The sequence below is a fragment of the Nostoc sp. DedQUE07 genome, from assembly GCF_034530975.2.
Lineage (GTDB): Bacteria > Cyanobacteriota > Cyanobacteriia > Cyanobacteriales > Nostocaceae > Nostoc.
Map to the genome: position 1 here is coordinate 14,440 of NZ_JAVRCC020000070.1, position 20,641 is coordinate 35,080.

At 41.2% G+C, this 20,641-nt stretch carries 18 protein-coding genes and 1 pseudogene; 8 read left to right on the forward strand and 11 right to left on the reverse strand.

What is annotated here, in order from left to right; all coding sequences use genetic code 11:
• Positions 1 to 60: 60 nt before the first annotated feature.
• Together RMZ95_RS30960 and RMZ95_RS30965 are read right to left on the reverse strand one after the other, a co-directional pair.
• Positions 61 to 780 (reverse strand): hypothetical protein, encoded by a 720-nt coding sequence (locus tag RMZ95_RS30960; protein ID WP_322670180.1) that lies wholly within the window; start codon positions 778 to 780, stop codon positions 61 to 63.
• 640 nt (positions 781 to 1,420) lie between these two features.
• Positions 1,421 to 1,934: pseudogene (locus RMZ95_RS30965) on the reverse strand (aldo/keto reductase); the annotation flags it as partial.
• 71 nt (positions 1,935 to 2,005) lie between these two features.
• Between RMZ95_RS30965 and RMZ95_RS30970 the strand changes: the two are divergent.
• Together RMZ95_RS30970 and RMZ95_RS30975 are read left to right on the forward strand one after the other, a co-directional pair.
• Positions 2,006 to 2,605: a DUF1802 family protein gene (locus RMZ95_RS30970; RefSeq protein WP_322683668.1), complete on the forward strand. Its 600-nt coding sequence runs from the start codon at positions 2,006 to 2,008 to the stop codon at positions 2,603 to 2,605.
• 617 nt (positions 2,606 to 3,222) lie between these two features.
• A complete protein-coding gene (locus RMZ95_RS30975; protein WP_292785151.1) occupies positions 3,223 to 3,486 on the forward strand; it encodes a hypothetical protein in 264 nt (87 codons plus the stop codon).
• 54 nt (positions 3,487 to 3,540) lie between these two features.
• Here RMZ95_RS30975 and ggt read toward each other — a convergent pair whose 3' ends face one another.
• Positions 3,541 to 5,304: a gamma-glutamyltransferase gene (gene ggt, locus RMZ95_RS30980; RefSeq protein WP_322683667.1), complete on the reverse strand. Its 1,764-nt coding sequence runs from the start codon at positions 5,302 to 5,304 to the stop codon at positions 3,541 to 3,543.
• A 588-nt stretch (positions 5,305 to 5,892) separates the two neighbouring features.
• On the opposite strand from ggt, the gene RMZ95_RS30985 reads away from it, so the two are divergent.
• Positions 5,893 to 8,856, forward strand: a complete 2,964-nt coding sequence (locus RMZ95_RS30985; protein ID WP_322683666.1) for a calcium-binding protein — start codon at positions 5,893 to 5,895, stop codon at positions 8,854 to 8,856.
• Positions 8,857 to 9,025: 169 nt separating this feature from the next.
• Here the strand turns inward: RMZ95_RS30985 and RMZ95_RS30990 are convergent, their stop codons facing one another.
• Entirely contained in the window at positions 9,026 to 9,373 is a 348-nt protein-coding gene (locus RMZ95_RS30990) for a hypothetical protein (RefSeq protein WP_322670176.1), read from the reverse strand.
• A gap of 88 nt (positions 9,374 to 9,461) precedes the next feature.
• Positions 9,462 to 11,036 carry a GMC family oxidoreductase gene (locus RMZ95_RS30995; RefSeq protein WP_322683665.1) on the reverse strand — a complete coding sequence of 525 codons (1,575 nt, stop codon included), beginning with the start codon at positions 11,034 to 11,036 and terminating at the stop codon, positions 9,462 to 9,464.
• A 604-nt stretch (positions 11,037 to 11,640) separates the two neighbouring features.
• Here RMZ95_RS30995 and RMZ95_RS31000 point away from each other — a divergent pair.
• On the forward strand, positions 11,641 to 12,570 hold the full coding sequence (locus RMZ95_RS31000; protein WP_322683664.1) for an SMP-30/gluconolactonase/LRE family protein: 930 nt from the start codon (positions 11,641 to 11,643) through the stop codon (positions 12,568 to 12,570).
• Positions 12,567 to 13,133 (forward strand): DoxX family protein, encoded by a 567-nt coding sequence (locus RMZ95_RS31005; protein ID WP_322683663.1) that lies wholly within the window; start codon positions 12,567 to 12,569, stop codon positions 13,131 to 13,133. Before RMZ95_RS31000 ends, RMZ95_RS31005 begins: the two co-directional genes overlap by 4 nt.
• Before the next feature lie 10 nt (positions 13,134 to 13,143).
• Here RMZ95_RS31005 and RMZ95_RS31010 read toward each other — a convergent pair whose 3' ends face one another.
• From RMZ95_RS31010 to RMZ95_RS31020, 3 genes are all read right to left on the reverse strand, one after another.
• Positions 13,144 to 13,527 (reverse strand): type II toxin-antitoxin system VapC family toxin, encoded by a 384-nt coding sequence (locus tag RMZ95_RS31010; protein WP_322683662.1) that lies wholly within the window; start codon positions 13,525 to 13,527, stop codon positions 13,144 to 13,146.
• Positions 13,527 to 13,832 carry a hypothetical protein gene (locus RMZ95_RS31015; RefSeq protein WP_322683661.1) on the reverse strand — a complete coding sequence of 102 codons (306 nt, stop codon included), beginning with the start codon at positions 13,830 to 13,832 and terminating at the stop codon, positions 13,527 to 13,529. Before RMZ95_RS31015 ends, RMZ95_RS31010 begins: the two co-directional genes overlap by 1 nt.
• 62 nt (positions 13,833 to 13,894) lie before the next feature.
• Positions 13,895 to 14,878, reverse strand: coding sequence for a VOC family protein (locus tag RMZ95_RS31020; RefSeq protein WP_322683660.1), 984 nt, complete (start codon positions 14,876 to 14,878; stop codon positions 13,895 to 13,897).
• 363 nt (positions 14,879 to 15,241) lie between these two features.
• Here RMZ95_RS31020 and RMZ95_RS31025 point away from each other — a divergent pair, with 363 nt between their 5' ends.
• The gene (locus tag RMZ95_RS31025; RefSeq protein WP_322670169.1) at positions 15,242 to 15,421 is read left to right on the forward strand and encodes a hypothetical protein; all 180 of its coding nucleotides are present in this window, start codon (positions 15,242 to 15,244) and stop codon (positions 15,419 to 15,421) included.
• A gap of 171 nt (positions 15,422 to 15,592) precedes the next feature.
• A complete protein-coding gene (locus RMZ95_RS31030) occupies positions 15,593 to 15,745 on the forward strand; it encodes a lmo0937 family membrane protein (RefSeq protein ID WP_322670168.1) in 153 nt (50 codons plus the stop codon).
• A 428-nt stretch (positions 15,746 to 16,173) separates the two neighbouring features.
• Here the strand turns inward: RMZ95_RS31030 and RMZ95_RS31035 are convergent, their stop codons facing one another.
• The 3 genes from RMZ95_RS31035 to RMZ95_RS31045 form a co-directional block, all read right to left on the reverse strand.
• On the reverse strand, positions 16,174 to 17,382 hold the full coding sequence (locus RMZ95_RS31035; RefSeq protein ID WP_322683659.1) for a 4-hydroxy-3-methylbut-2-enyl diphosphate reductase: 1,209 nt from the start codon (positions 17,380 to 17,382) through the stop codon (positions 16,174 to 16,176).
• A gap of 96 nt (positions 17,383 to 17,478) precedes the next feature.
• On the reverse strand, positions 17,479 to 18,336 hold the full coding sequence (locus RMZ95_RS31040) for an SGNH/GDSL hydrolase family protein (RefSeq protein ID WP_322670166.1): 858 nt from the start codon (positions 18,334 to 18,336) through the stop codon (positions 17,479 to 17,481).
• A 199-nt stretch (positions 18,337 to 18,535) separates the two neighbouring features.
• Complete coding sequence (locus tag RMZ95_RS31045; RefSeq protein ID WP_409884227.1) at positions 18,536 to 19,933, reverse strand: ammonium transporter; 1,398 nt, start codon at positions 19,931 to 19,933, stop codon at positions 18,536 to 18,538.
• A gap of 351 nt (positions 19,934 to 20,284) precedes the next feature.
• Here RMZ95_RS31045 and RMZ95_RS31050 point away from each other — a divergent pair, with 351 nt between their 5' ends.
• Positions 20,285 to 20,509 carry a hypothetical protein gene (locus tag RMZ95_RS31050; RefSeq protein WP_322683657.1) on the forward strand — a complete coding sequence of 75 codons (225 nt, stop codon included), beginning with the start codon at positions 20,285 to 20,287 and terminating at the stop codon, positions 20,507 to 20,509.
• Positions 20,510 to 20,641 lie beyond the last annotated feature (132 nt).

The window sequence follows — 20,641 nt, forward strand, 5'->3', positions numbered from 1 at the left end:
TTTTAGCGGTTCATTACCAGCTAAAATTTGCCCTGTCAAGTTTAAAATACACTTATTTAATTATTTAAAAACGTAAGATTTAATTTCTTGCTCTATTTGGTCACTAATAATCTCAGTTCCCATACCGATTTTATCGAGGTTAACCCTCACAAAATTTGTTTTATCTTCTTTTGTAAACTTTTTATCATTATCCGAGTCTTTAAGAATTTTTAGAAAAATTGCATTTTGACCTGGAACAACAACCCAACTGATGATTCGAGTATTATTTGGGGTAATTTGCTGGAGGTTCTTACCTGATATATCAGAAAGATAGCCAATAGTAGCATCTTCGCTATTAAGTTTTTTATCTATATTTGTATCTTGGTCAATGATTTTATATAACCAAACTCTTGTATTAGGCTTGTTAGCCGCTTTTACTTCCAATAAATCGAAGGAAGCGACAATGGCTTTTTTATTTAATAAAAGATGAGCTTCACCACCTTGCTTTTGATAAAAGATGATGTTATACAATTGATTATTTCTTTCCTTTTCATAAGAACGTGAAAGGTTTAAATCAACTCCTTTATCTTCATTCTGTTCTGCAAGACTAACAGGAATCATTAGATAATCTGATTGTTCTTTAATAATTAAATCGCCATAGATAAGATTTTGTTCTGGCTTCGGTTTCTCAGTTGCTTTTGCCTGTTCTGCATTTTTACTAACAGAAGATTTACAAGAAAAAGAAAGTGCAGCTACAATCATAATTGTAGTAATCTTAGTTAAAAAGCGATAATTTTTCATCAAATTTTCCTCGCAGGATATGTTGCTGTCTTATTTTATTCGCTGCTGGAAAATTAGCTAGAGTCCAATACGCTTTAATACAGTTCAGCTAAGACTAAAAATTATACTGATGTAGGTTGGGTTTATCTGTCGCTCAACCCAACAAAGCCCCACCCATAATCTCTGCCGTACTGAGAAAATCATATTACAATAAAATGCCAAAAACCTGGTCGAGGTTGACCAGGTTTTATCGAGTTTACAGATTTCAAATTTTAAACTGATTAACTAACTGAAGGTTAATAACTAGGGTGGACTAAAAAAACTAACAAACTCAGCATTCTTGCGTTTTTCCGCTTTAGGATTTGGCTTTGCCTTCTACATTAGGCTTTTTGCCACTTTTATCACATTTGATATGCTGAAATTTGCTTGGGCTGATGACGAGGGGACACTAAGTCATTGACCCTTTTGTTTGGTTTATTTTGTTTTGTGTCCTACTATCTAAATTATCACTTACATTTGTGAGTTGCAACCCTTGGTTTACGAAAGTTGATGTTTTGTTAGATTTTGCAATCTAGCCCATAAATTTGATCCCCAACTCTCTTTTGAAGAAAGTTAAAGGGATCTTAGATAGATTAAGCATCGCAACAAAACTACATTGTCATCAATTCCACATAATCTGATTGTCATCCAGACGATCGGTGACAATACTGCTAATGGCATCAATTTCTGCCAATTCGGCTGTAGAAAGCTTGATTTGGGCGGCTAATGCATTTGGCGACAAGCCGCTATGACGCGTCTGTGCGTTTGTTTGAGGTTGATCAATTAATCAGGCTAAAGCTAACTGAACAAGGGTACAATTATTAAGAAGAGTTATAGGACGCAGTTTTTCTAGCGCTTGTTAGGCAAGTTCAAAGTTTCGCCTTGAAACAGTTTATTTTTAGCACGGTTATCTATTGGGTCAAATTTATGACTGAGAGCAAATCTCCTGTTAACAACCCCTGTACTAAAGGCGAATAAGCAAGGATAGAAATATTGTTTTCGATACAATAGGGCAATGCATCTTGTTCTACCTGTCTCCAGAATAAAGAATAGGGTGGTTGTAAACTATCAATACGTCTATAACTTGCTGTTTTTGCTAACTGGACGCCAGAAAAATTGGAAACACCGATCGCTTTCCTAATTTATTGCCTTGGATAGGTTCACACTTTATCAGTCTTAGCTTCAAATTAAATCAGAGTTACAGTAGATGCCGATGGAATTGACTACAACTTTTCATGCTCTCAAAGAATGGGCAGTTGCCATAAATGCCTTGGAAAGTGGCAAAACAATTATGTTGCTCCGCAAAGGCGGTATCCACGAACGAAATGGACATTTCCAAGTTGCTCACAAGCAAATTCTGCTTTATCCTACTTATGAACATCAACAAGCTTTCATGCTGAAAGCTGAATATGCCAATAACGTCTATCCAGTAACATCAGGCTGGCATCCTGAAACAGTTCGCATTGGTAGTTGGGCTGAAATTACAGATATTTTGCCCTGTAGTGACGAATCTATTGTCAACAACTTACTTCCCTTCCATATTTGGAACGAGCATTTTATTAGCGATCGCCTCAAATGGAAGGCACGTCAGCCCCTTTATATCCTCCTCCTACGGACATATAAACTACCGCTTGAGCAAGAAATTCCCTATTACGCCAAATACGCTGGCTGCAAGTCATGGATTGATTTAGATCGAGAAATTCAGTTGCAAACAACACAACCAGTTTTATCTAACTTTGCATACAGCCAACTAGTAGAGACAATTCGCGAAATTGTCGGCGATAAGTTGTATGCTCCATCCTCCTAATAACCCAACTTGTTTGCTCAAATCCCCGACTTTTTTAAAAAGTCGGGGATTTAAATTTAGCTTATAGATAAATACGAAATTGTTTCTCGTCATCAAACGGAAGATTGTATACAACCAACATCAAAATAGATTTTATATTGTTTGCTCAAAGTGTTTAATCAACGATTTATAACTAATACTAATTCAATTAATGATTGCAACACATCCTTGGGTAAAGACGCGATGAATCGCGTCTCTACAAATGGTCTATTTGTCGCATTCTTTTTTCAAATTGGTATAACTTCTAGAATCTGCGCTTATATATCTCAGCAGAAAAACAAATAGTCTAATTCCGAGCCTCAGCCAAAATAGTAGTGATTGTTACACACGATCGCAAAAAACGCGGATAACATGAGAAAAATCTCACCCAATAAACAAGGTGAGCCAAGGCTGTTTATCTTTATGTCCCGTTAGCAGCTGTCTTCCAGGCTATAAGTTATTAAGCAATTATCTTGCAGTGGATAGAACTTAATTACATTTTGTCTAAAGTACTAGGCAAAAATTATCCCCAAGGGTGATAATTAGCTTGACAAAGATAAGCTATTATGCATCATTAGCTAAAAGCAAAGGAGTTTGCAATGCATCGACAAATGTGCTGGTTATCTAAGTCTGGTGGCGATGGAGAGAAAATTTTGTATTTGCAGACAGAACCCAATCAACCTTGGCGTCCTTACACAGCTTTTGGACATTTTGCAGTCCCAGATTATCAAATACCAGGTGGCTCTAAAGGTTGGGCAACTTATCAAAAACTTTTGAAAGCAGGTTGGACACTAGTACCTAGCGCACGGGCAAACGAGTTTGGCAGCAGTAGCTACGCAGAGTCAACAATCCAAAATCAATAGTCATTTGTCATTTGTCATTTGTCATTAGTTATTTTTTGCGTCCTGGCGTCTTCCTCACAAACCTCTGGGGGAACCTTCGCCGCGAGGATCGGCGGCTCCTTCTAAAATTCCATCAGATGTAATAGCGATCGCGTTACCATTACCCCAAGGAGTAGTTTCCTTAATTTTGTGCCCCCGACGGCGTAAGTCTTGCAAAGTCAAAGCATCCAAGCCCCAAGATTCAACGCGCAACTCATCTGGCAGCCATTGATGATGTATGCGTGGAACAGAAATAGCCGCACCAACATCCATGTTGTATTCCAGCACATTCAGGATTACTTGCAAAACCTGGGTGATGATGGTGCTACCACCAGGCGCACCCGCCGCCATCCGAAAATGACCATTTTCTGTGACAATTGTGGGAGTCATACTGGATAGAGGAGTTTTGCGGGGTGCAATGCTGTTGGCATCGTTACCAACTAAACCAAAAGCATTAGGCACTCCTGGCGCAGCGGCAAAATCATCCATCTCATTGTTGAGAATAATTCCAGTTCCCGGTGTCACCACACCAGCACCAAAACTGAGATTAATGGTGAAAGTCAGACTGACGGCGTTGTGTTGTTCATCCACAACATTCAGATGAGTGGTTTGGAGAGATTCGTGCGGAAGACAAGGGGATGAAGGAAGACGCAGACATTTTGAATTTAAATCTCCTGGCTTGACTTCGGTGGAGGGTCGAGCCATTTGCATATTAATTTCTTGACGGCGTTTTTTGGCGTAAGCTGGACTGAGCAGTTCTTGTACAGGGACTTTGACAAAATCAGGATCGCCTAAATATTTTGAGCGATCGCTATAAGCAATTTTCATTGCCTCTACCATTAAATGTATCGCGTCTGGATGATGCCATCCCAAAGATTTTAGATCGGTGTCACCGATAATATTTAAAATCTGCAATAGGTGAACGCCTCCTGATGATGGTGGTGGCATTGAGCAGATTTTAGCTTTGCGGAAGTTGCCACAAACAGGAGTGCGCCAGATTGGTTTGTAGGCTTTCAGGTCTTCCAGAGAAATTAAACCACCATTTTTTACCATATCAGAAGCGATCGCGCGAGCAATACTTCCGGTGTAAAAACTTTGGGGATTTTCGGTAATTGCTGTTAAAGTGCGTGCCAAATCGCGCTGCACTAACTTCTCGCCTGGTTGATAAAATTCACCATTGCGAGTAAAAATTTCTCGCGCTGCGGGATTCTTGAGAATTGCTTCCTGGCGCTGGTTCAGCCTTTGAGTCAGCACATTGCCAAGAATAAAGCCATCTTTAGCGAGTGCGATCGCAGGTTTCATCACCTCTTGCCAAGAAAGCTTACCATAGCGGCGATGCACCTCATAAAGTCCCGCCACCGTTCCTGGTGTCGCTACTGCCAAATAACCATTAATACTTGCATTCGGACGCACCTTTCCTGCTGCATCTAGATACATATTTTTTGTGGCTTTTAGGGGTGCGCGTTCGCGGAAATCTAACGCTTTCATCTCGCCAGTTTTCTCAGAGTGCATCAATAAAAATCCGCCGCCACCGATTCCGGCTGAAAAAGGCTCAACTACAGAAAGAGCAAAGGTTGTGGCTACAGCTGCATCCACTGCATTACCCCCTTTGCGTAACATCAAAATTCCCGCTTCACTTGCTAGGGGATGGGCTGAAACCACCATCCCCTTCTTGCTGCGTAGGGGTAAAGTTAAGGCAGCTGATGCAACTTGGCTGTAAACGAGGACGGTGAAAGAAAAGATTGCGATCGCAACTCGCTTGGGTTTAGCAACAGCAAGCTTTTTTATACCATTACTCATAAAGTATTATATATATTTAGCATCTTGGTGTACTTAATTTATCAGATTTTGATTACCATTGTTTGCGTAGCTTGCGGCCGTAGACATCACTTTCCTACCCCCATTATTTGAACGATTATGAATATGAAGAGTATGCAAAGATTTTTTTAAAAGATAGACATCTAAGTAAATATTCGGTATTTAGTTATTGTTGGGTTATTTTGATGTTTCCTATTTCCAGATAGAATTTTCAAAGGCGAGGCCTACGGCGGCAAGCTACGCTGATAACGAATTTATAAAGATTTCCTGTTTTGTACTGTCTCAAGTGTCCCCTACCTATTTTGAAACTAGTAAGACTTATGCGTTGACAAACCAACTAAATTTTGTCCAGTGCTTAAGACTTAGATAGTCCTTAATACTCGGATAGTAATGTTTGCCAGTGAATTAAAAAGGAAGTCTTTAATGAACAATTTGCGACTCTATCTAAAGACTGAATAAGGTATGCCGAAAGCTTCAACTTTTGGCAGATTATTTGTGCCATCAAACAGCATTAACTCGATTATTGACAACTAAAGTTACTCCAAAAATCGATCCAGGTAGGAAAAACTTATGGCAATTATCATTGGAACCAGCGGTAACGACACCCTACAGGGCACTTTAGATTACTACGATAACTACGACACTCTAACTGGTGGCGGTGGCAACGATATATTTCTTTACGGCGGCTCAAACTACATTAATACGATCCCCGATTTCGGTGGAGTAGGTAAAGGAATAAACCCCACAGCAGCAGTCATTGCCGAAGTAGATATCCTAAGTTTCCAGAACTACAGTGGCTTCACTGCTCAAAACTTGCTCCTCACCCAGAATGGCACAAGTTTGTCAATCAACTTTCAAGGGTTTGGTAATACCGGATTTATCCTGGAAAATTTTGCCCTGTCCAACCTTGATAACCTCAGCAAATCTACTGGAGCCACTGTAGATTTGGGCAATATTCTGTTTTATGGGCAAACTACCATCACCGACAGCTTTGATGTCTTCGATGCTAACTCCACTCAAAGCACTGTCTTTAAAAAAAACACAGTTACTTTCCTAAACGACCTAGACAACAATGTTAGTGGATTTGACAATTCAAATGATGTCATCAATGGTCAAGGGGGTGATGACATTATTCAAGGCTTAAGTGGCAATGACATTTTGAGGGGTGGTGCAGGCAATAATACCCTCAACGGTGGTGTTGGTGACGATACTCTGTATGCTGACTCTCCCTCAAGCAATAATCTGTTTAATGGTGGCGATGGCAATGATTCTCTAACAGCCTCTGGCAGCTACAAGTACTATTCCTACGCACCAGACTACGACGATCGCTCTTTAGGCAATAATACCCTCAACGGTGGTGCTGGTGATGATACTTTAAATGCTAGCGGTTCATTTGGCGATAACCTCTTAGATGGAGGCGACGGCAATGATTCTCTTTCCATCTCTGGGAGTGGAAGCAGTGGGGAGTATTCAGCGTCTATCTCTGGCTCAGAAGGCGATAACACCCTCAACGGTGGTGCTGGTGATGATACCTTGAGCGCTAGTGGATCGTCAGGCGATAACCTGCTTTTTGGAGGCGATGGCAATGATTTTCTAGACATTTCTGGCTATGTTTACCAATATTCGGACTCCTACTTCGGCTCTCGGTCATCTGGCAAGAACCTGCTTTCTGGAGGCGATGGCAATGATACTCTAACAGCCTCTGGTGCCACTGGTAATAACACCCTCAACGGTGGTAATGGCGATGATAGCCTGACAGGCGGTGGTGGTAAAGATAGCCTCACAGGCGGCGGTGGTAAGGATAAATTTGTTTACAAAGGCTTAATCGGAGACAACACGAATGGCGTAAGAAGCACAGACCCGATTAATACTGGCACTTATACAATCGCCGATTTTACTGGAGTAGGTGAAGGAATAAACCCGACAGCAGCAGTCATTGCCGAAGTGGATACTTTGATATTCCAGGACAATAGTGGTTTCACTGCCAAAAATTTGCTTCTTACCCAGAATGGCACAAGTTTAGAAATCAGCTTTCAAGGGTATGGTGATACCAGATTCATCCTGGAAAACTTTGCTCTGGAAAACTTGGATAACCTCACCAAATCTACTGGAGCGACTGTAGATTTGGGCAATATTCTGTTTTATGGGCAAACTGCGATCGCTGACAGCTTTGATGTCTTCGATGCCAACTTCACCCAAAACACTGTCTTTAAAAAAAATACAGTCACCTTCCTAAACAACCTAGACAACAATGTTAGTGGATTTGACAATTCCAATGATGTCATCAATGGTCAAGCAGGTGATGACATTATTGAAGGCTTAAGTGGCAATGACATTTTGAGGGGTGGTGATGGCAATGATACTCTCAATGGGGGCGATGGCAATGATACTCTCGATGGTGGCGATCGCAATAATATCCTCAATGGTGGCAATGGCGATGATTCCTTTAATTTCGGCTCCCTATCGACGTTAGTAACTCAAACAGTAGACGGGGGAACAGGTAACGACTTTTTGTCTTTGAGTTATAGCAGTGCTACCACCGGAATTACTTCGACTTTCAACCCTACTAATAACACTGTAGTAATTTCAACAACGCCGGACACAACAGTGTTTAGTTACAAGAATATCGAACAATTAAATATCACAGGTACAAACTACGATGATTATCTAGTCGGAAGCACTGGTAATGATACGCTCCGCTCAGGCAATGGTAACGATACAATAGATGGCGGCGCTGGTGAAGATTTCTTAGATATTAGTCTTTCAACAGGGGATCACCTCCTCAATGGAGGCGATGGTAACGATTCTTTAAAGGTCTTGAGTTACATTCAAGATGAATTCGGAAATTACGTTCAGGGTAGCGTATCTGGCAATAACACTCTCAACGGTGGTGTTGGTGACGATACATTAAATGTTAGCAGTTCAACAGGCAATAATCTATTAGATGGGGGCGACGGTAATGATTCCCTGATCGCCTCTTATACCTCAGGTAATAACACCCTCAACGGTGGTGTTGGTAACGATACATTAGATGTCAGCAGTTCAAATGCCAACATATTAGATGGGGGCGATGGTAATGATTCCCTGATCGCCTCTGGTGCGACTGGTAATAACACCGTCATAGGTGGTAATGGTGATGATACTCTCACAGGTGGCAGTGGCGATGGTATCCTCATCGGTGGCAAGGGTAACGATCGCCTCTTTGGAGAAGGTGGTACTGATACCTTTGTTTTCAATAGTTTCGATGAAGGTCTCGATTTGATACGTGATTTCGGTGCGGTTAATGAACCGAATGAAATAATTCAGGTGTCGGCTGCTGGTTTTGGTGGCAGTTTATCAGCAGGTGTACTTAAAGCAAGTCAGTTTACACTTGGAGAATCCGCAACTACTAGTAGCCAGCGATTTATTTATAACTCCACTACAGGTGCATTGTTCTTTGACTCTGATGGTAGTGCAGGCGCATTTACTCAGGTACAATTTGCCGGATTATCTCCTGGGTTGTCACTAACGAACAATAATTTTGTGGTTGTTTAATCGTTATCCTCGATGTAATTGAACGTGAGTTCGATGAACCTCTCCCACGGGGAAAGGGAGGAGCAACGAGATAATTAGGGTTTTGGCTTTCCTCTGGGTGTCCAAGAGGGGTTGGGGGAGAGGTCAAAAAAGGGCTTGTCGAACTCATTCTCTAGCAAACTTTGCGGTTCTAGATTTTTTCCCCTTGAGGTTTTGATAGTGCTTGTAGTTCTTCCCAACTATAGTGACTAGGTAATTCAATTGGTTTGCGATCGGCTCCTAATCCTAAGCTTACTGTCGGCTGGAGTTCTTCAATGAATTGCTCGGTGTATCCTGCCAGTTCATTGGCTGCAACTCCAAGTGCGATCGCACCTGCAACGCCACCAATTGCAGCACCAACCTTACCACCAATTGAGCGGCCTAGTGCGGCTCCGGCAATTCCGCCTCCAGCTGCTCCCAATCCTGTTGCAATAGGATGAGTATTTGGGGGCGTTTGATTTTCATGTTCTTGGTTAGAAGTAGAGTGTTCTTCGTTCATAATCTGTTTCTCCTTGAAACTATAATCAGCATGAAACTACTTCTGGCTCAGGTGTACTAGCTTTCTACTTCAATCGTTCAGCTATGCGTTAGGGAAGCGTTGCTGTAAGCAGATCGCCAACGCGCAAAGCATTTGCCATAATCGTGAGCGTGGGGTTAACTCCCGAATTTGACGGAAAGAAACTACTATCTACAACATAAAGATTCTCGACATCATGAGTACGGCAATTGAGATCCAGGACTGAGGTTTTAGGATCTGTGCCAAATCGACAACTACCGCATTGATGAGCAACTGCTTGTTCTGGTATACGAGTGCGGGGATAAATGCTAAATGGCAAGACGTGTTTAGCAGAACCAGGGATTGACTTGAGTACAGATGTCCATCGGTGAATTAAGCGATCGCTTGCTTCAATATTATTCAATGTATAGTCAACATGAATCTTGTCGCCTACCACCCGAATCCGATTATTCGGGTCTGGTAAATCCTCTGTTTGCAACCACCAGCCAACCGATCGCTCGGCCAGCAAATGGCGCTCAAAATGAGGAATCAGCTTGACAAATGGAGCCATCAGTGGCGGTGCTTCTCCGGGAATCATATCAGCTAGGACATTACCTGTATTCTGCACCATGCCCATCGGATAAGGGAAATCCGGCTCTCCCCAGTAAAAATCATTGACAGCGATCGTTTTTTGAAAGTTGGCGTGATTCACCTCTAGATGTATGGAAACTATGGCTGTTTCCAACTGTTTCATGAAATTCCGCCCCACTTGATCGGAACTATTTGCTAATCCGTTGGGATGTTTGTCATTAGCAGAGCGTAACAGCAAAGCCGCTGAGTTGACAGAACCACAGGCAACAACCACAATATCGCTTGTGAACCAATGTTGCTCTCCTGCAATTTCAGTTTCTACCTTCGTCACTTCTCGCCCCGACTCACTGGTATGCAGCCGCAAGACTTTGGCATTAGTTAAGAGAGTAACATTGGTATACTTTTCACGAGTCGGACGAATGGCGTTGACATCGGCATCGGCTTTTGCGTGTACGAGACAAGGGTATCCATCAAAAGTATCGCAGCGAATGCAGGGACTCTTGGTGCGATCGCTTTCATTGAGCTTTAATCCTAGTGGTAAATGAAATGGGTAATAACCTAGTTCCCGAATGCCATCAGCAAGGGACTGCATATCTGGCTCATGACTCACTGGCGGATAGGGATATGGTTCGCTGCGAGGTGGTTCGGTGGGGTCTTCTCCTTCCTGTCCATGCACGTCATACAGCTTTTCTGCTTGGGTGTAGTATGGCTCAAAGTCTTGATACTTCAAAGGCCATTCTGGAGAAATTCCTCCTTTATGAATTACCCTTTCAAAATCTCGCTCCCGGAATCGAATTAGGGCTGCACCGTAGAGTTTGGTATTGCCACCAACCCAGTAGCCTGTCTGAGGTTGAAAGGCTTTACCTTCTTTGTCATACCATTCTTCATGTGTATGGTAACGATGTTTTTGATAGACTTCCTCTGGATTCCAGTTAGCCTTCTCTCTCGGTAAAAAGTCGCCTCTTTCCAGTACTAGAATTTTTTTACCTGTGGGTGCAAGGCGGTGGGCTAATGTACCTCCACCGGCTCCTGTACCGATAATAATGATGTCGTAATGTTCCGTGATGCTAGTCATAATTGATAATTAGTAATTTCATATTAATTACGATTTAATTTATTTGATGCCACAAAGTAATTTGGCAATATTTTAAGTTAATTTATAAGTTTTATCAAAATTTAAATAGCTCTAAAGACAGATTCTTATGCTTAGACTAAAGCTTTAACTACAATTTTGCTTCTTTCTAATGGGTTAATATTTATTTATGTCTAAAGACAGGTTAATATTTCATTTTAATTTCATTTTTTCTTTCTATTATGTGAATTAGCCATATAATATCTTGAGAAAATTAACAAATAAATTTAACTTGACATTTTTTGCTAAACCAGCAATTTGATTGTCTGAAAAATATTTAGTTTTTAATATAAATACTTTTGCTGTTAACAAAAATAGTTTGTTTTGGTGCAATCTATATCTATGGTGCAATGTTATTTGAGAGTAAAAAAATAAACTTGATTTTGTAATAACTAACTTCAATTTTGTATTTAGTAACTGATGAAAATAGCTAGAAATTTTACATTCATTTTGTTACACGATATTAAATATACACTTACAGTATTTTAATATTAATTTAGACCTGCTATTTATCGTCAGTAGCCAAGTTAAATAACAGAAGATTTCTATGCCTGAAGCCATTGAGATTTATGACGATCGCCTGCGTGCTATTGTACGCCCAGGAGCCTCACTTCAAAAGCTTGCCAACGGTGCAGTCCATAGCGAGGGGCCTGTTTACTTCCATGAAGATGACAGTGTTGTATGGAGTGATGCTCACGGCAATCGCCTGTTGCGGTGGAGTCCCACTGACAATGTGACTGTCTTACGAGATCCATCTGATTACCAAAGCGGTAATTATCGAGACTTGGAAGGTCGTCTGGTTGCGTGTTCCTCTGGTTTGCGTGCTATTATCCGATGCGAACAAGACGGTGAATGGAAGGTTTTAGTCGATCGCTACCAAAACAAACGCCTGAACAGTCCAAATGATTTGGTAGTCAAAAGCGACGGCACAATTTGGTTCACCGATCCGCCTTATGGGATTACCGAGCCAAATCAAGGTTACGGCGGCGAACAGGAACAACCCGGAAGTTACGTATATCGCTTTGACCCGGTAACTGCTGAGATTTATCCTGTAGTAACAGACATGGTGCGCCCTAATGGGTTGGCTTTCAGTCCAGACGAAAGCCTTTTATATGTTTCAGATACAGCCGCGTTTAATATTCCTGGGGGGCCTCATCATATTCGCGTCTATGAGGTTGTAGGCAAGCGCTATGTAAAGAATGGGCGTGTATTTGCAGTCATTGAGCCAGGACAACCGGATGGACTGCGGGTTGACGAATATGGCAATGTTTTTACTACCTCTCAAGATAGCGTGCAGATATACGCCCCCGATGGAACTCGCTTAGGAAAAATTTTTGTACCGGAGACATCAGCTAACCTGACTTTCGGTGGTAAAGAAGGCGATTTCCTTTCAGGGACACTTCGTGAACGCTTATTTATCACAGCCGGTCATTCGTTATATGTTATCGACCTAAATACCCGTGGTGTACAATTATGATTTATCAATTTGGGTTGGGTGTAGCGTTAAGCAAAGCTATTCCGAAGGAACTCGTTTTTTTACTAGCTGCATTTAATTTCCCACAGCTGAGTCCACACTTGTTAAGTTCACTTTCTCCGGTGTATCCTGACGGATTCCCAGGATTGGCACTTTTACTTCTCAGAGTTAGCCTTGGCTGGTTGTTTATATTACACGGCTATCCCAAAATAACGCATCTTCGACGGTGGGCTGAGTCTCTAAAAATGCCTGTCTTTCTTTGCTTTTTATCAGCTGCATCAATGTTAGGTGGCGGAATTTTTCTGATTATTGGATTCCTCACACTCTTAGCAACTTTGCCCATTCTTTGCTCAATGATTTTTGCGATATATTTGCACATCTCTGGAAGTAAGCCTTTTGTAGCTCAAGATCCATACTTAATTCCTCAAGAACAATATCAAGGTGCTTTAGGACAAGGTGAACCCCCAAGTTGGGAAAAGGCTTTTATGTATTGCGTTATGCTAATTGCGATCGCAGTTTTAGGCCCTGGTGCTTATTCGCTGGATACTATGATTTTTGGAAGGTGAATCATCATATTTATGATTCAGTTATTAACAACGCCACATCATAAAATTTAAACTTTTGATCTACAGTAATTATCGTTAGACCTTCTACCAAAGCCTGAGCAATTAACATCCGGTCAAAAGGATCTTTATGATACATTGGCAAATCAGCAACCTTTATTCCATGTGCCAACGTAATCGCTAAAACTTCTAATCGACTAAAGTGCAAAGCCTCCTCTAAATTACTAGGAGCTATTAACTTTCCTAAAGACTGTTTAATCGAAATTTCCCAAGCACTAATAGCACTGACAAAAATTAAATTTTCAGGATTAGTAATTATCTCTCGTATCTGATTTGACAACTTAGAATCATTTTCTAAAAACCATAGCAGGATATGAGTATCTAGCAGAAAACTCATTAATCTTCCCCATAAAAAGCAGCAATCACCTCTTCGGAAGTTTCATCAAAATCATCAGAAATCTTAACCTGTCCTTGCCAAAAACCTGCAACTCTGGGTTCTAAGATATCTTCACTAATCATCACCATCGAGCCATGATTTAAACTTGCTTTTTCAACTATAAACTCTGCTTGAGACAGAGGTAAAACCTTTGCCCAAGGAACCCCTTGACGAGTTAGCGTAATTTCAACATTATTTTGGATATCTGATAATAACTCAAGTAAATTATCAGATAAGTAAGCAATATCGAAAGTTTTTTCTGACATTTTTATTTATGTCCTACTCACTACAAGCATTATAGCCAATCAACGACCTACCGCTTCCCACATCAAGATTCCGCAATTAGCAAGATTGCGTGTCCGTCAGGATCTTTAACTAAACAACCTTGCCGATAAGGACTTGTACTATCTGCAAACTGTACAATCCGCGACGATACAAACTCAACTGCGTTACGCCGTAGCTTATCCACTAACTGCTCAAGATTATTTACAACTAATTCAATTTGGATATGTGCAATATCGCAACTTTTCCAGTTACTCGGCATTGGGCGGCCTTTTTCAGGCACAATATAGTCTAACAGTTCAATTCCTACGCCACCTTGAACAGGTCGCAATGCTGTAATTTTGACTTCGGCTCCTGGTAAATTATCCAAGCGAGATTGGGTTGCACCCCAGTTGAGACTGCGACTATCAATTTGCATTCCCAAAAGGTCGCAGTAGAAGTGTAGACTCTGCTCGGTATTGGAAATTGCAATTGCACTATGATCGATTCCCAAAAACAAGCTATGGTTATTTTTATGCCATTTATCTTTTCCTTTATCAGGCGGAAACCAAATTAACTCTAAATCATGACCATCAGGGTCTTTAAACTTAAAAGCGCGGACACCACCAGATGCTTTATTCTCAGGTGGTATTGTCTGGGGAGCAACTGAAATTGGTTCAATGGGAAATGAACGCAAGTGAGCATAAGCACGATCCATATCACTCACTACAATCGCCATATGTTGAAACCACAAATCATTACTTTGTGAATCGCTGGGGATGGATTTACCCTGAATATTAAGATACTCCATCAACTCGATAAATTCATCACCTAATCGCAAAGTGACAATGCGAATTTTTGCCCCAGTCACACCTTCTAAATCGCTGTAATCCTGTCCTTCAACAGTAATGTCAGAAACTAATTCAAAAGCAAGTGCTTGTGTATAGAAATCCAAAGAGCGATGTCTACGACGGGCTACGCCTACGCAGTTTGTCACTGTTAAGCCAATAGCTCTAATTCTTTGTACTTGTACATCGGTTTGACTAGACATATTCAACAGACTTTGTACTTATTATGTACTAGCTTTGCAAAAATTCAATATGAGTCTTGCATAAATCAATCAATATCAAAAATATTATAAAATTTATCTCTAGCTGAAGAAAGACATGCAACTGAATTTATCCTTTAAAGATTTCATCCAATAATGAAATCGTGATGAAATTTTTATAGTTCTTTCGGTAGAGATATTTATTATCCCAATGGCTAGAAGCGTTAATTCTTGCAAATCTCTAAAATCATGCCAGAATTACCAAAATAGCTAGTTAAAGAAAACTTGCCGCTTGTTGGAAACCGGGAAATTAAAACCACAGATTAGTTAATTGAAAATGCCTACAAAAGTTACTGTCAATTTTGGATGCCTGCTGCTGGTATTCCCTGGTTTGTTGCCGTTTTTGGACGTGACTCAATAATTGCCAGCTTGCAGGCGATCGCACGACGGTTGCGGTTGATTAGTGGCAATTATGGCGCAACTCGCGCAGACTCCGACTATAAAGCAATCCTGTTGCTTGAGATAGTGATGGGGGCAGTTAACTGACAGTTCAAAACCGTTATCTTTATCTAATTAAATAGTAACGAAAGATTAAGCATAGCAAATGACTGTGCGCCATCACTCAAAGTAATCTTTCTTCAGGCAAATGGATAAAAGTGAAGCTAGGGAGTAAAATATTTGAACAAATTAAAACTGATTTAATTCAGAACAAATAATATGTTGAGTATACTTTGGGGTATTGTTGTTATACTGGTTGCTTTTTGGGCATTAGGACTGGCACTTCATATTGCCGGAAATCTCATTCATGCAGTGTTGCTTTTAGCTATTGGCCTTGCTATCTATAATTTTTTCAAAACGCGTGATGTGTGAATAAATATAGTATTTCCTCATCGTAGTGAAGGTACATTATAGTCCTTTCCTCGCTTGCAAAGAGAGGTTAAGGATGCAGTTCTTGTACCTCACTCATTATCTTGGCAATTGCAAACAATTGAAGAAGAATTCAGCTATTCTGAATCCAGGAGCAAAGCCGGAGATAATAGACTTATTGGCATTTGTCGGGAAAAGGAGAAGGGGGAAGGGGGAAAAGGTTCTGTATTGTCCCCTTTTCCTTTAACCAAAACCTTTTCCCCAAGAGTGCAAAAAGCACAAATGCCAAGAGGTCTAACGATCTATTACAGTCTGCATAATACAGCAAAAATACTTTTGTAAGGCGGGCAAGACTTTGGCTACGTTCAGTCGAATGCTGCCCACCTCATAAGTAGTTGGATGTTTTTATTTGAAAGTCCCTCTGAGAACTTTTAAACTAGTGCTGCCGTTGCTTTTAATCTAAAAATCTTCTCAATTACATCTTCTACTACCTTATCAGGTGTAGAAGCACCAGAAGTAATGCCTACAACAATTTCCCCATCAGGCAACCAGTTATCTGTAGTTATTAACTGCCCATTTAATTGCCGATGTTCAATAGAAGATACTGATTTAAGGCGTTCAACAGTATCAATATGGTAAGAAGGAATTCCTCGCTCAAAGGCAATTTGTTGCAACTGAGTAGTATTCGAGGAATTAAACCCACCAATTACTACCATCAAATCTAAATTATGTTCCACTAATTCCAACATGGCATCTTGCCGTTCTTGAGTGGCATCACAAATGGTGTTGAAGCTTTGGAAATGCTGATTTAACTCAGTGGGGCCATACTTCTGTAACATAGTCCGCTCAAAAAGCTTGCCGATTTGCTCAGTTTCGCCTTTAAGCATGGTAGTTTGGTTAGCAATGCCAACTCTTTCTAAATCGCGATCGGGGTCAAATCCTGCTGAACAAGCTTTAGCAAATTTTGTCAGAAATTCTTCACGGTTGCCACCATTGATAATATAGTCAGCAACATATTGTGCTTCTTGCAAATTTAACACAATTAAATACTTGCCAGCGAAGGAACTAGTCGCAACTGTTTCTTCGTGCTTATATTTACCGTGAATTATTGATGTATAATCGATTTTTTTGTGTTTTTCTACTGTATTCCAAACTTTAGATACCCAAGGGCAAGTTGTATCAACAATTTTGCAGCCTTTATCGTGAAGTATCTGCATTTCTTGAACGCTAGCCCCAAAAGCGGGTAATATGACCACATCACCAATTCCAACAACAGAAAAGTCTTTATTCTTTTCTTGAATGGGGATGAATTCTACTTCCATCTCCTGCATCCGCTTATTTACAGAAGGGTTGTGGATAATCTCGTTAGTAATCCAGATGTGTTCTGTGGGGAAATGCTGACGAGTTTCATAGGCCATGGCCACAGCCCGTTCTACACCCCAGCAAAAGCCAAAGGCTTGTGCTAGTCGGATTGTCACATCACCCCGTTGCAGAGTGTAATTGCGATCGCGAATTTCCTGAATCAAGTTACTCTGATACTCAGATTGCAACTGCGTGGCAACTTCTGCTTGATGACCAAAGCCCTTGCGATTGTAATTTTCTGAATGTTGGAGGTTGCGCTTAAAAGCTTTTGTATCCATTAGATTTATCTACTTAAACTCACTATTTCTTATTTTCTCGCGCCTAGACGCGATTGATACAGAGTTGTCTTCAAAGATATTACTTCTTTTTGGGCTTTAGCCTTTTTCTCTCGCAGGACGTTGACGCTGGGGTTTTAATTCAATCTCGCTATAAATCTGCAATGCAGAACGCCAAACCATATAGCCTTCAGGACTTAAGTGTAAGCCATCAGTAGTAAATTCGCGGCGGAGATTTCCTTGCTTGTTGGTAAACAGGGGATGTAAATCGAGGTATTTGACACCTTTTTTGGTAGATATGCTTTGTATTTGCTGATTCAACTCGCGAATGCGACTGTTGGCAACAGCCAATAGTTTATCTCGTCCTTTCCAAGTTGCTTCTTCTGCCCCATGTGGCAAAATCGATTGGACAACGATTTGCGCTGTGGGATGAGTCTTTCGTAAATAATTGATAATTTGCCGCTGATTATCTAAAATTTCTGCATTGCTCATGCCCCGAATTAGGTCATTAATGCCAATCATTACAAAAATCACCTCTGGCTGGGTGCGGTCAAATATTTTTAATCTTTTTAAGAGTCCGTTGCTGGTTTCGCCAGAAATTCCTTGATTGAGCCAATTTTTACCTTCGGGTAATAACTCAGGGGGAAACCACAAACTCAAAGAATCTCCCGCCAGGATAGTTAAATGCGGAGGATGTTGGTCAGCAGCAACCTTGGCTTCTTGGTTGAGGATATCTATCCACTCTTGATAAGTGAGTTGGTGACGGCGACCTAAATCAGGTGTAGCAATTTGCGGTGAATTATTCAGGTTGATTGGCTGTGGGGATGCGATTATCCCAAAAAAAGCGGCCAATCTCTGCTGTTGCCAAATGAGCAGAATGACCGCCAACATTAGGATGCCGTTGGTTAACAGCGAGAAAAATGCCCAGATAGGAAAGGTTTTAAGAGATGTAGACACGACTAGCGAAATTTACCAATTATTTGAATCAAATTTTAACGCTAGCGATCGCAAATTACACAATCTTAAATTGGGGATTGGGGATTGGGGATTGGGAATTGGGGATTGGGGATTGGGGATTGGGGAAGCAAACAGAAAGTTCTTTCCTCCAAACTCTAAACTCCTAACCCCTAACTCCCAACTTCTAACTCAGCACTCTCTATTGAGTAGGACGATCGCCAAACTCGGAGTTGTAACCTTCTTCGCCGTGTTCGTTGATATCCATACCTTGCAATTCAGCTTCCTCTTTGACTCGCAGCCCGACTGTAGCATCGATAACTTTGAGAATAATCCATGTACCAACACCTGCGATTACATAGGCAACGACAATTGCTACTAGTTCAACTCCCAATTCACCCAAATTACCACGCAGTACTCCATCTTTACCTCCTCCGTTGACTTGAGTCGTGGCAAAGATAGCCGTCAAAATCGCCCCTACTGTACCACCAACCCCATGCACGGGATAAGTATCTAAAGCATCGTCAATTTCTAGTTTGTGCTTAAAACTGATCGCATAGAAGCAAACAAAGGCGGTGATGAAACCAATTAAAATCGCTGATAACGGTGTGACAAATCCGGCGGCGGGGGTGATACCCACCAAACCAGCGACGGCTCCTGTAGCTGCTCCCACGGCGGTTGGTTTACCTCGTAAAACGCTTTCCAAAATTAGCCACATTAAAGCCGCCGCCGCCGCCGCTGTATTAGTAGCAACAAAGGCTGTTGTTGCTAAATTTGTTATTACATTACCAGAAGTTCCACTGGCAGCAGATAGGGCACTTCCAGCGTTGAAACCGAACCAACCAAACCACAGCAAGCCAGCACCCAGCAAAATAAAAGGAACGTTGTGGGGCGGGCTAAGGCGATCGGGATGGGTTTTCCGAGGCCCAAGGACGATCGCTGCTACCAAGGCTGAAACGCCAGAACTAATATGAACTACTGTGCCACCTGCAAAGTCGAGGGCACCCAATCCACCGTACAAACCCAAGAATCCACCTTTCGCCCATACCATGTGGGCTAGGGGAGCGTAAACAAAGGTTGACCACAGGAGGACAAACAGCGAATAGGCGCGGAAACTCATCCGCTCTGCGATCGCCCCAGAAATTAAGGCTGGGGTGATAATGGCAAACATGGCTTGGTAAATCATGAATGCCTGATGGGGTATTGTGCCGGCATAAGAGACGACTTCTGGCGGGTTTGATCCTTTGAGATAATCGGTTATCTCTAATCCGACACCATTCAAACCCAGCCATTGCAATCCACCGATAAATGGTAAACCTGGCGCAAAGGCAAGACTATAGCCCCACAGAATCCAGGTAACTCCGACGATTGCCATTAACACAAAGCTCATCATCAATGTGTTTAGGATGTTGCGCGATCGCACAAATCCACCATAGAAAAACGCCAATCCTGGTGTCATTAGCAGCACAAGTGCTGCTGAAATCAGCATAAATGCTGTGTCTCCAGTATCAGCAGTAGGTGGGGCAGCAGTTGGGGTTTGGGCAAAAGCATTGCCCATCAACGGCCCTCCTAAAAATAGTAGGGTGATAGCTCCAATCATCACAACTTTCTTCAACACTTTTTTTTCTTCCTAAACACCAAGAATTTGTATCCTTAACTACATTTGATTACTTTTATTGACACATTTTTGTCTTGAAAGTTACTTAACTTGAATTTTCTTGAAATGTTAACAAAAATATATACCTGATTGTAGTTGCCAAGATTTAAATTAGCGTATAAACACGCAATCATTACATTGCATCTTTTTTTTTAAAGAATAGAAGAATAGTATTTTATTCAAGCCGGACAAAATTACGAATTTTTAGTTACTTACTGTTACAAACCAAAATAATTGTGATATGTGACGAGTCTTGTAAATTATTGTCAGTATTTTCCGATAATTTGCCCAAATATGCAGCAAATTTCAACTTCTCGTGCGATCGCGAACAGGGTGCAAAGACAGAGGCTACGCCAATATGAGGTAGAGAAATATCCTACTCGTGCGATCGCGATCGTCATCTTAGAGAAGAGAGAAGCAAATAGCGTGAGGGTTGGGGATAAATATACCTCATCTAGTTGCAAAATGCTGCATCATGAGTTCTCTTTATATTTCCCTCATAAACACGTAGATATCTAGATGCCTGCTTCTAACAGGTTAGTTGCGAAAAAACTTTTGCAATTTTGCGTGAGATTATTAGTTGTTTAACAGGGAACACTATAGCAATCTGATTTGATTTCTGAATTAATCGTAGGGACTAGGGACTGGGGA